General features: G+C 68.4%; 8 protein-coding genes and 1 tRNA gene. 4 read left to right on the top strand and 5 right to left on the bottom strand.

What is annotated here, in order from left to right:
• Both VEG08_12110 and VEG08_12115 read left to right on the top strand, forming a co-directional pair.
• A partial coding sequence (locus VEG08_12110; protein ID HXZ28728.1) for a DUF2339 domain-containing protein occupies window positions 1-2,125 on the top strand: 2,125 nt, incomplete at its 5' end.
• A complete protein-coding gene (locus VEG08_12115) occupies window positions 2,122-3,039 on the top strand; it encodes a M48 family metallopeptidase (protein HXZ28729.1) in 918 nt (305 codons plus the stop codon). The genes VEG08_12110 and VEG08_12115, both read left to right, overlap by 4 nt.
• On the opposite strand, the gene VEG08_12120 is transcribed toward VEG08_12115, so the two are convergent.
• Window positions 3,036-4,085, bottom strand: coding sequence for a polysaccharide biosynthesis/export family protein (locus VEG08_12120; GenBank protein ID HXZ28730.1), 1,050 nt, complete (start codon window positions 4,083-4,085; stop codon window positions 3,036-3,038). The genes VEG08_12115 and VEG08_12120 overlap by 4 nt on opposite strands.
• Before the next feature lie 248 nt (window positions 4,086-4,333).
• Here VEG08_12120 and VEG08_12125 point away from each other — a divergent pair.
• Window positions 4,334-4,409: transfer RNA gene (locus VEG08_12125), tRNA-Phe, on the top strand.
• A gap of 25 nt (window positions 4,410-4,434) precedes the next feature.
• On the opposite strand, the gene VEG08_12130 is transcribed toward VEG08_12125, so the two are convergent.
• The 3 genes from VEG08_12130 to VEG08_12140 are packed head-to-tail and all read right to left on the bottom strand — an operon-like array spanning window position 4,435 to window position 6,656.
• Window positions 4,435-5,238: an ABC transporter permease gene (locus VEG08_12130; protein HXZ28731.1), complete on the bottom strand. Its 804-nt coding sequence runs from the start codon at window positions 5,236-5,238 to the stop codon at window positions 4,435-4,437.
• Window positions 5,239-5,241: 3 nt separating this feature from the next.
• Window positions 5,242-6,003, bottom strand: coding sequence for an ABC transporter ATP-binding protein (locus tag VEG08_12135; protein HXZ28732.1), 762 nt, complete (start codon window positions 6,001-6,003; stop codon window positions 5,242-5,244).
• Window positions 6,003-6,656, bottom strand: a complete 654-nt coding sequence (locus VEG08_12140) for a SagB/ThcOx family dehydrogenase (protein HXZ28733.1) — start codon at window positions 6,654-6,656, stop codon at window positions 6,003-6,005. Before VEG08_12140 ends, VEG08_12135 begins: the two co-directional genes overlap by 1 nt.
• A 160-nt stretch (window positions 6,657-6,816) precedes the next feature.
• Between VEG08_12140 and VEG08_12145 the strand changes: the two genes are divergently transcribed.
• Window positions 6,817-8,937, top strand: a complete 2,121-nt coding sequence (locus tag VEG08_12145; protein ID HXZ28734.1) for a M13 family metallopeptidase — start codon at window positions 6,817-6,819, stop codon at window positions 8,935-8,937.
• A 7-nt stretch (window positions 8,938-8,944) separates the two neighbouring features.
• Here the strand turns inward: VEG08_12145 and VEG08_12150 are convergent.
• On the bottom strand, window positions 8,945-10,351 hold a 1,407-nt coding region (locus VEG08_12150), incomplete at its 5' end, for a molybdopterin cofactor-binding domain-containing protein (GenBank protein HXZ28735.1).

Genomic DNA, 10,351 nt, shown 5'->3' on the forward strand with positions numbered 1-10,351 from the left:
GATGAAGTACCAGTCGGTGCGCCCGGAGCTGGCTTTCTGGTTCCTGCTGGGGCTGGGCGCGGTGGAGCTGCTGTTGTCGCTGCTGCCGGCAGTGCGGCGGCGGCGGCTGGCCTTCGCCATCCTGGCCACCCTGGGCGCGACCTTGCTGGTGGCCGCCCTCCCCTTCCGCTACTCCTACCAGGAGACGCAGCTCTCGGTGCTGTGGCTGATGGAGGCGGAGGCGCTCTTCCTGGCAGGCGTGATCGGCCGCGAGCCGCTCTTCCGCCGCCTGGGAATGCTGGCGGCGGTGGTCACGGCAGCGCAGGTGGTGCTGACCCAGTCCTATCACGCGGGGAGCGACCTGCGGCGCAGCATCATTTTTGCGGTAGCCGCGCTGCTGTTCTATGCCGACGCGCACCTCATCCCCCGACGTTGGCCAGGCTGGGTGGCGGGCGCGAGCGAGAGCCTCTACCTGCGCTGTCTCGGCTACCTGGCGGCGGGGATGGGCTTCGCCGCGGTGTGGGTCGGGCTCCCCGATCCCTGGGTGGCGGTGGGCTGGGCGGCGCTGGCACTCGTGCTGGGTCTGGCGGGGACGCAGTGGCGTATCCGCGACCTGCATGTGCAACAGTACGCCCTGGCGCTGGCGGCCTTGGCGCGGGTGCTGGCGGTCAACACCGATCTGGGCCCCGTGGCCGGGCACGTCAACCTGCGGCTGGTCACGCTGGCCGTAACGGCGGCGCTCTTGTATCTCGGCGCCGGCTGGAGCGGCGAGACCGACCAGCCAGGCGGCAAGCTGGCGCGGATGGCGCAGAACACCTCGGCTTCACTGCTGCTGGCGCTGCTGGCGTGGTACGAAGCGCCGGAAGCCTGGGTGGCGGTGGCCTGGATCGCGTTGGCGGTGACCCTCGCCATCGTAGGCAGCCGCTTCCTGCTTTCCGAATTGGTCATCAGCGGAGACCTGCTGGCGCTGGTCGCGGTGGTTCGCGTGCTCGCGGTGAACCTGCAGGGCGAGACGGCCTGGCACGGGGCCAGCTTGCGCCTGATCACGGTCGGCTTGACCATCGCCGGACTCTACCTGCATTCGCGCTGGAGCAGCCTGCCCGGCCGGGTGGAGGCGGGGATCATTCCCCCGGTCTTCACCTGGGCAGGCTCGCTGCTGGTCCTGGCGCTGCTGTGGTATGAACTGCGACCGGTCAGCGTGGCCCTGGGCTGGGCGCTGTTCGGGCTGGCGCTGCTGGAGCTGGGCCTGGCGCGGCGCTCCACCCAACTGCGGCTGCAGGCCTACGCGGCGCTGGCGGCGGCGTTCCTGCGCATCTTCTTCGTCAACCTGAACGCCGCGGGAGCACCGGGGCAGGTCAGCCCGCGCTTCTACACCGTGGTGCCCCTGGCCCTGGCCTTCTACTACGTCTATGGGCGGCTGGAGGGCAGAAACGACGACTTCCTGAAGGCCGACCGGGGGCTGCGCGCGGCCGCAGCTCACGCCTGGTTCTGCATGGCGAGCGTGGCCGCGCTCATGCGCTTCGAACTGGACCGCAACCTGGTGGTCACCGCCTGGGCGGCGCTGGTGGTGGCGCTGATGGCGATGGCGTGGTGGAGCGGCCGCCGCGTCTTCCTCCTCCAGGGGCTGGTCATGAGCGCGGCCGTGCTGCTGCGCGGCGCGCTCTCCAACCTGATGGAAGGCGGCATGGGCACGGTGACGGGACGCCTGCTGCACGTGGGCAGCGCCGCCGCCCTGCTCTTCCTCAGCCTGGTGTTCGCCTTTCCCCTCGCCCGCCGCGCTCAGGAGGAGAAGCCGGCCGGCCCCGCAGGCCTGTTCCTGCGCCACCCCGAGCAAGTGCTGTTCTTCGTCCCGCTGGCGCTGCTCACCGCCTTGCTGGCGCTGGAGATGCGGCAGGGATTCGTCACCATCGCCTGGGGCATCGAAGGGGCGGCCGCCTTCCTGTTCGCGCTTTGGGTGAAGAAACGCAGCTATCGTCTTGCCGGGCTTGGACTTCTCCTTCTGTGCGTTGGCAAGATCGTGATCGTGGACGCCTGGCGGCTGCAGGGCGCCTACCGTTACCTGACCTTCGTCGTGCTGGGGTGTCTGTTATTGTTGGTGTCGTTCCTCTACTCGCGGCACCGCGAGGTCTTTCGGCAGTATCTATGAAGCGCGGTCTCGTCTTCGCGATGGTGTTGCTGCTCGGCCTGGGAGCCTTGTGGCTCAGCGAGCGGCGCAAGGCCGAGGCCCCGGTGAGTCCCGACCCCGTCCTCTACTTCATCGCCGACGCCGAGCGCGAACTCAGCCGGGTGCCGGCGCAGGCCACCCGCCTGCCGGACGCGGAAGAGATCCGGATCGGCGACGAGCTGGCACAGCGCATCGCCGGCGAGACCCGCGCCCCCTCCTCGCAGCAAGAGCAGGCCATGCAGGCCTACGTTGCGGAGGTGGGAGCGCGCGTGGTGGTGCACACGCAGCGCCGCCTTCCTTACCGCTTCCACTATCTGCCAGAAAGCTACCTGGTCAACGCCTTCTCCCTGCCGGGCGGGCACGTATACATCGGCGCCGGGCTGCTCCAGCTCATGGACAGCGAGGACGAACTGGCGGCGGTGCTGGGACACGAGGTCGAGCACATCGACCGCTACCACTGCGTGGAGCGCTACCAGGTGGAGGCGCGGATGCGGCGCACGGGACTGGTCGCCGACCTGGTGCAATTGCCCCTGGAGATCTTCCAGGCGGGCTACACCAAGGACCAGGAACTGGAGGCCGACCGCGAAGGCACGCGCCTGGCGGTGGAGGCCGGCTACTCGCCGCTGGGCGCGATCCGGGTCTTCGAGGCCTACCAGCGGCTGCGCCGGCAGCGAGAGGCCCAGGCCAGCTCTCCTTCCGAGGAAGCCGCGCGCATGACCGCGGAAACGCTTTCCGGCTACTTCCGCTCCCATCCCGGGGAAGCCGACCGCATCGAGCAGATCCGGCGCCTGATCGCCAGCGAACACTGGGAGGACCGCGTGAACGAGCGTCCGCTCAAAGTGCGCTACCAGCCCCCCACAGCGCCCGCTGGAAACCAGGAGACTTCCGGCCGCTAGAAGGTGCGCAGGGCGGCACCGCTGGCCAGCCCGAAGATGGCGTCGATGGTGCGGATGGCGGCGCTCTTGGCGGCGCTGGAAGGCACGAACAGGACGTCGTCCCCCTTCAGCGGCATGTCCGGCGCCTTGGCGGAAAGGATCTTCTTCAGGGGGATGGGGATCTGCTCCGGCCCTTTGGGGGTTTTGCGGATGATCTGAGCGGCGTCGAGCTTGGCGGTGCGGTTGGTGCCGCCCGCCAGGGCGATGGCCTGCAGCACGGTGAGGCTCTCGTTGTTGTCCATGATGAAGCCGCTGGGATGGCCCACATCTCCCACCACGTAGACCACGCCGGCCTTGGAAAAGACCACGGTATCGCCGGGCAGGATGTCCACGTTGTTCTTGGCGTCGCCGGCATCGCCGTTCAGGGCCACGGTGGCCGGCTCCTTGGGACGGTCGCGATGGGTGATGTAGACGATGCGACCGGCGCGGGCGGTGAGCCCGCCGGCAGCCGCGATCAGGTCGAGCAGCCGGAGCTGCCCGGTCACCGGGTAGATCCCGGGCCGCTGGATCTCTCCCATGACGGAGACGCCCTGGCTGCCATAGTTGGCGACGAAGACGGTGACGTGCGGGTTCTTGAGATAGCCGCCCTCCACCAGCTTCTGCTCGATGAGGGCCTGGGCCTGGTCGGCGGTGAGGCCATCCAGGTGCACGTAGCCGATGAGAGCCAGGTAGGCATCGCCGGCGGCGCTCACGCGCACGTGCTGGGTCAGCTCGGGAACGTTGTACACGCCGATGTCGACCATGTCGCCGGGGCCGATCTTCAGCCCCACGGAGGCCTGGTCGGAAGGCGCAGCGGGAGCTGGAGCCCCGGCCGCCGGAGCCGGCGCCGGCTCGACTCCCTGCACCGTCTGCGCCGAGGACTGGCCGGCGGGCTGCCCGGCGGGATGGCCGGGCGAGCTCGGCGGCTGGTTTTGCGCACTCAGGCTGGGCGCCAGCAGGCTCAGAAGCAAAATGGCCAGCAGGGAGCTGAAGGCAGCCGCCACAGTGGCCCGGGAACGACGTCTCATCTACAACCTCAAAGAAAAGACTGCGGGGGAGCCAGATACTTTCAGCAAGTCTAGCACAGGCGGGGATTCGCGACGGACGCAAAGCCGGACCGGTTCCCAATTCAGCACCCGGCTTGGTGGGCAGGCTGCGAGGTTGTTATAATCAAGCGGTTCCGCAGCAACATTCTGAGAAGGCCTGAAGCGATCCTTCCCACGCAGGTGTGATGCGGTACGCCGCTGTGCGCGTCGTCGCGCAGCTTCCGTGAAGTGGCCAGGTAGCTCAGCTGGTAGAGCGCGGCCCTGAAAAGGCCGGCGTCGGCGGTTCGATTCCGTCCCTGGCCACCATCACCTCTCCCCAGCATCGACAGCCCTAGCTCACGCTCTCGGCACTGTATCTGGCGAGCAGGCCGGTGCGCACAGCGTAGCGGTAGATGCGCGTGAAGAACCATCCCGCCAGCAGGATGTACAACAGGGCCAGAGCGGCGCCCCAGAGCAGCGTCTCCCCCGACATCGCCCGTCCCAGCACCACCGTCCGCATGCCCTCGAAGACGTAGGAGGGCGGCAGCAGGCGCCCCACGGACTGCATCCATCGCGGCAGCGTGGAGAGCGGGTAGAACACCCCCGCGAAGGGCGCGAGCAGCGCCGGGATGGGCCACACGAACCACTCCGAGGCTGGTCCCAGGCGCAGCACCAGCGCGCTGCCGAAGATGCCCAGCGCGATCCCGAAGAGGAACAACACCAGCAGGAACGCCACCAGCAGCACGCCGTAGGAGAAGAAGGACAAGCCGAAGACCAGGGTGGCTATCAGCAGCATGATCACCAGCCCCACCAGGCTGGTGGCGGTGCTGGCCAGCACCAGCCCGCCGACGTACTCCGGGACGGAGAGCGGCGTGGCAAAGACGTTCAGGAAGTTACGCGACCACACATCCTCGAAGAAGGCCATGGTCACGCCGTGCATGACGCGGGTGAAGAAGTCCCACAGCAATACCGCACCCAGCAGCACCGGCACGAAGTTGAAGCCGGCGGCCGAGACCGTGTTCAGGTACTTGGTGATGAACCCCCAGAGCACGATATCGATGCCGACCCAGGCGAAGAGCGGGAAGGCGCGGGAGAAGCTGCCGCGGATGAGGTAGAAGTGGCGCAGAGCGATAGCGGCGGTGCGGCCCAGGCGCATGGCTCATGCCTCCGCGAGCGCGAGCGGCTCCCGCGCCACGGCGATGAACAACTCCTCCAGCGTCGCCTTGCCATGCTCGCGGGGAAGCGTCCTGGGATCGCCCTGCAACAGGATCCGGCCGTGCGACAGGAAGAGGACGCGGTGGCAGACCTCCTCGACCTCGTACATGTTGTGCGAGGTCCAAAGCACGCCGCCGGCGCCCTCGGCGGCGAAGGCGCGGATGCGGGCGCGGATGTCGCGGGCCGTGGCCGGGTCCAGCGAAGTGGTGGGCTCGTCCAGCAGCAGCAGGTGAGGTCGGTTCAGCAGGGCCTTGGCCAGGCCCACCCGCGTCTGCTCGCCGGAAGAGAGCAGGCCGCACTTGACGTCGTGAAAGCGCGCCAGGTCGAATTGCTCGAGCACGGCGGCGATGCGCTCCGGCAACGCGCTCACCCCATAGAGCAGGCCGAAGATGCGCAGGTTCTCGGCCACGGTGAGGTTGCCGGGCAGCGGGGCATAGACGGCGGCGAAGTTCGTGCGCGCCAGCGCCGCCGCGCGCTGCCGCCCGATGTCCAGGCCCTCGACATGGATGCTGCCGGCGTCGGGCTCGAGCACGCCCAGCACCATGCTGATGGTCGTGGTCTTTCCCGCCCCGTTGGGACCCAGGAGGCCGACGATCTCGTTCCTTCCCACCTCGAAGGAGATCCCGTCCACCGCAACGGTGCGGCCATAGGACTTGCGCAGCTCCGCCACCGCGAGCGCCGGAACCTGGGAGCCGGGGCCGGACATCACTTCCTCGGGTAGCCGACCGTCTGCGCCAGGATGATCCTCTGGTCGGGACGCAGGCGCATGGCCTTGGCCAGCGCCGGCCGATCGATGCTGCCGCGCACCACCGTCGCCAGCCCTTCGGAAGCGCAGAAGAGGTAGACGTTCTGGGCGATGAAGCCGGCGTCGGCCGCCACATACAGATCGCGCTCCGCGGAAGCGCCCTGCGTGCGGGACAGATCGGCGACATAGACCAGGTCCAGGGGCGCGTCCTTCACGAAGGGCTGGGTCCCGGTCTGGGCGCGCAGGTCGTCGCGCACCACCGGAACGAGTTGATTGGCTCGGGCATCGTAGCGGTAGAGCCCGTCCGCGGTGGCCACATAGACGTCGATCTCCTGCCAGTCCATCGCGGAGGGCGCGGTGCGCTTGCCGGAGTCGGGACGGTTGACGCCGAAGGCCGCCCACAGCAGGCTCGGGAGCACCTGCGGAGGCAGCTTCTCCGGGCTGAAGGCGCGCGTGGAGCGGCGCTCCTTGAGTACCTGCATCAACGGCCGCCCACCCTGGGTTTCGGGGCTGGGAAGCGGGACCGGCTTGAGTTCCTGAGCGAACAGGCTGGCCGCACACAGGACGACGGCCGCCCACCCCCCACGCACCCGCATCCAACCGGGAGCTTCCATCGCTGAACCTCCCCCGCCGCTCGGCTCTGGCTCGCGGACCACCGACAGCATACACCGGCGCCGCCGTGGGGAGGCCGGCAGCCGTCCCAGGGTGGTTTACAGGACGGGCGGCGCGGGCATACACTGCGGGGTTTCGCATAGCCTGCCTCAGGAGGTATGTATGCTCTGGAAGCGGAACCTGGCCTTGTTGGCGCTGCTGGCGGTAGGGGTGATGACGGCGGCGGCGCAGAATCGCGGAGCCCTCGGCCCGCAATCGACCGCCGCAGTGGCGGCGCCCTCTCCGGAAGGAGAGGCCAAGCCGCCGGCGCGGCCCAAGTCCTTCGACCTCGACGCCATGGACAAGGGCGTCAGTCCCTGCGAGGACTTTTACCATTACGCCTGCGGCAACTGGATCAAGAACAACGAGATTCCTCCCGACCAGTCGCGCTGGGGTCGTTTCAACGAGCTGGCGGAGTACAACCGCAACATCCTGCACTCCATCCTGGAGAAAGACTCGGCCAACGACCCCAAGCGCACGGCCGTGCAGCAGAAGATCGGCGACATGTACCAGTCCTGCATGGATGAGCAGGCGGTGAACGCCAAGGGCATCGCGCCGCTGAAGCCGGAGCTGGAGCGCATCGCGGCCATCTCCAGCAAGCAGCAGCTGATCGACGAGATCGCCGCCCTGCGCGCCAAGGGGACCGGGGTGCTGTTCGGTTTCGGCGCGCAACCCGACCTGCACAACGCCAGCATCCAGATCGCCGGCGTCTTCCAGGGCGGCCTGGGCCTGCCCGACCGCGACTACTACCTGAAGCAGGACCCCAAGTCCAAGGAGACGCGGGAGAAGTACCAGGCCCACGTGGCCAAGATGCTGGAGCTGGCCGGTGACGACCCGGCCACCGCGCAGAAGGAAGCCGAGACCGTCATGGCCATCGAGACCAAGCTGGCCGAGGCGGCCATGGACCGGGTGCAGTTGCGCGATCCCAAGAACCGCGACCACAAGATGAGGGTCTCGGAGCTGGCCGCGCTGGCGCCCAACTTCCAATTCGAGCGCTTCTTCGCCGGCACGGGCGCGCCCGCCTTCACCGAGATCAACGTGGTCCCGCCCGACTTCTTCAAGCAGGTGAGCGGGACGCTGGACTCGGTCTCGCTGGAGGATTGGAAGACCTATGTGCGCTGGCACGTGGTGCGGGGCGCGGCGCCGTTCCTCTCCCAGCCCTTCGTAGAGGAGAACTTCGACTTCAACGGGCGCTACATGGCGGGCCAGAAGGAGCTGCAGGCCCGCTGGAAGCGCTGCGTGGCCACCACCGACCGGCTGCTGGGCGAGGCCCTGGGCCAGCCCTACGTGGATGAGACCTTCGGTCCCGAGGGCAAACAGCGCATGCTGGTGATGGTGCAGGCGCTGGAGAAGGCCCTCGGCCAGGACATCCAGGAACTGCCCTGGATGAGCGCGGAGACCAAGAAGCAGGCGGCCGTGAAGCTGGCGGCCATCCAGAACAAGATCGGCTATCCCGACAACTGGCGCGACTACAGCACGGTCAACATCGTGCGCGGCGACCTGCTGGGCAACGTGGAGCGCGCGGAGGCTTTCGAGGCCAGGCGCAACCTCAACAAGATCGGCCAGCCCCTGGACAAGAAGGAGTGGGGGATGACGCCGCCCACGGTGAACGCCTACTACAACCCGGCCCAGAACAACATCAACTTCCCGGCCGGGATCCTGCAGCCGCCGTTCTTCGACAAGAGCGAGGACGATGCCGTGAACTTCGGCGGCATCGGAGTGGTGATCGGGCACGAGCTGACCCACGGCTTCGACGACCAGGGCAGCAAGTTCAACGCCGACGGCAACTTCAGCAACTGGTGGACGCCGGCGGACCGCGCCGAGTTCGACAAGCGCACCACCTGCGTCGCCGACGAATACAGCTCCTTCTCCCCCATCCCCGATGTCCACCTGAACGGTCGCCTCACCCTGGGTGAGAACACCGCCGACAACGGCGGCGTCAAGATCGCCTACATGGCCCTGGAGGACCGGCTGGCCAGCGACAAGAAGGCGGCGGCCGAGGAGAAGAAGCTGCAGAAGAAGGAGGGCTTCACCCCCGAGCAGCGTTTCTTCCTGGGCTTCGCGCAGATCTGGTGCGAGAACCGCACCGACGAGAGCGCGCGGCTGCTGGCCAAGACCGACCCGCACTCTCCGGGGCAGTTCCGGGTGAACGGCACGGTGCAGAACAGCGCCGAGTTCGCCAAGGCCTTTCAGTGCAAGGCGGGGCAGCCCATGGTGCGGGAGAACGCCTGCCGGGTCTGGTAGGCGGGACTTAGCCGGCCGCGCGCGCCGGGATACCTTCCGGCGCCAGCGGCAGGCGGCGCAGACGGACGCCCGTGGCCGCGAAGATGGCGTTGCCGGCCGCGGGCGCCACTCCCAGGATGGGGGTCTCGCCCGCCCCCGCCGAGGGCAGGTCCTTGCGGTCCACCAGAACCACCTCGATCTCCGGCAGATCGTGGAAGCGCGGTACGCGGTACTCAGCGAAGTGCGGGTTGAGGATGCGCCCGTTCTCGAAGCGGACCTGCTCGAAGAGCGCCCCGCCCATGCCCTGCACCACGCAGCCCGCGATCTGATTGCGCAGGCCATTGGGATTGACGACGGCGCCGCACTCGAAGGCTTCCACCACCCGGCGGATGCGGGGCACACGCCCGGCGTCGATCTCCACCTCAGCGCAGGCGGCCACGTAGCCGCCCTTCTCGAATCCGCCGGCCAGGCCGAAGCCGCGCGTGGACGTGCTTTTCTGCTTGCCCCAGCCGAACTTCTCCGCCGCCGCTTCGAACACAGCGCGCAGGCGCGGGTCGGCGATGTTCTTCAGGCGGAAGGCCAGAGGGTCCATGCCCAAGGCGTGGGCCACTTCGTCCATGTGAGTCTCGCGTACGAAGTTGTTGGCGGTGGCAGCCAGGGCGCGGTACGACCCCTGCCGCAGCGGCGAGCGCACGGGATGGAAGTGGATGGACTGGTTGGAGACCTCGTAGGGCGTGGCGATAGCGGCAGGCCCGGAGTTGTAGTTGTGGAACTCCCAGGCGGTGAGGACACCGTCGCGGCGGGCGCCGCTGCGCACCTCCCAGACCCCGGCGGGGCGGAAATAGGCCCAGGTGAACTCCTCCTCGCGCGTCCACACCACCTTGACGGGCTTGCCCGCGGCCTTGGCCAGGCGCGCCGCTTCGACGGCGGCCTCGCCGGTGTGCTTGCCGCCGTAGGCCGAGCCGGTGGTGTCGGCCGGGATCACCCGCACCTTTTCGGGAGGGAGGCGGAAGGCGGCCACCAGCTCGTCCTTGACGCCGAAGGGACGCTGCCCGCCCGTCCACACCGTCAGCTTGTCGCCGTTCCACTCCGCCACCGCCGCCCGCGGCTCCAGCGGAGCGTGCGCGATGTACTGGACGGTGTAGGTCTGCGTCAGCTTGACGTCGGCGGCGGCCACCGCCTGGTCCACTGAACCGGTCACGTGCTCGAAGCCGCGCTCGCCCGCTTCCACATTCTTCTTCAGGTATTCGAAGAGGTCCTGGTTGGAAGGCTGAGGCGGGACGTCCCACTGCGCCTTGAGCGCGGCGAGACCTTGCTCCGCCGTCCAGGCATCGGCGGCGGCCACGCCGGTGAAGTCGCCGTCGTGCACCACGGTGACGCCGGGCATCTTCTCCGCGGCGCTCGCGTCCACCGAGACCAGCCTGGCCTGGAAGCC

It is taken from the genome of Terriglobales bacterium, assembly GCA_035624475.1.
Lineage (GTDB): Bacteria > Acidobacteriota > Terriglobia > Terriglobales > Acidobacteriaceae > DASPRL01.

Excerpts from the sequence above, each read along its gene's own strand:
- VEG08_12115 (HXZ28729.1), top strand. The coding sequence starts at position 2,122 with ATGAAGCGCGGTCTCGTCTTCGCGATGGTGTTGCTGCTCGGCCTGGGA.
- VEG08_12140 (HXZ28733.1), bottom strand. The coding sequence starts at position 6,656 with ATGGAAGCTCCCGGTTGGATGCGGGTGCGTGGGGGGTGGGCGGCCGTC.
- VEG08_12135 (HXZ28732.1), bottom strand. The coding sequence starts at position 6,003 with ATGTCCGGCCCCGGCTCCCAGGTTCCGGCGCTCGCGGTGGCGGAGCTG.
- VEG08_12120 (HXZ28730.1), bottom strand. The coding sequence starts at position 4,085 with ATGAGACGTCGTTCCCGGGCCACTGTGGCGGCTGCCTTCAGCTCCCTG.
- VEG08_12145 (HXZ28734.1), top strand. The coding sequence starts at position 6,817 with ATGCTCTGGAAGCGGAACCTGGCCTTGTTGGCGCTGCTGGCGGTAGGG.
- VEG08_12130 (HXZ28731.1), bottom strand. The coding sequence starts at position 5,238 with ATGCGCCTGGGCCGCACCGCCGCTATCGCTCTGCGCCACTTCTACCTC.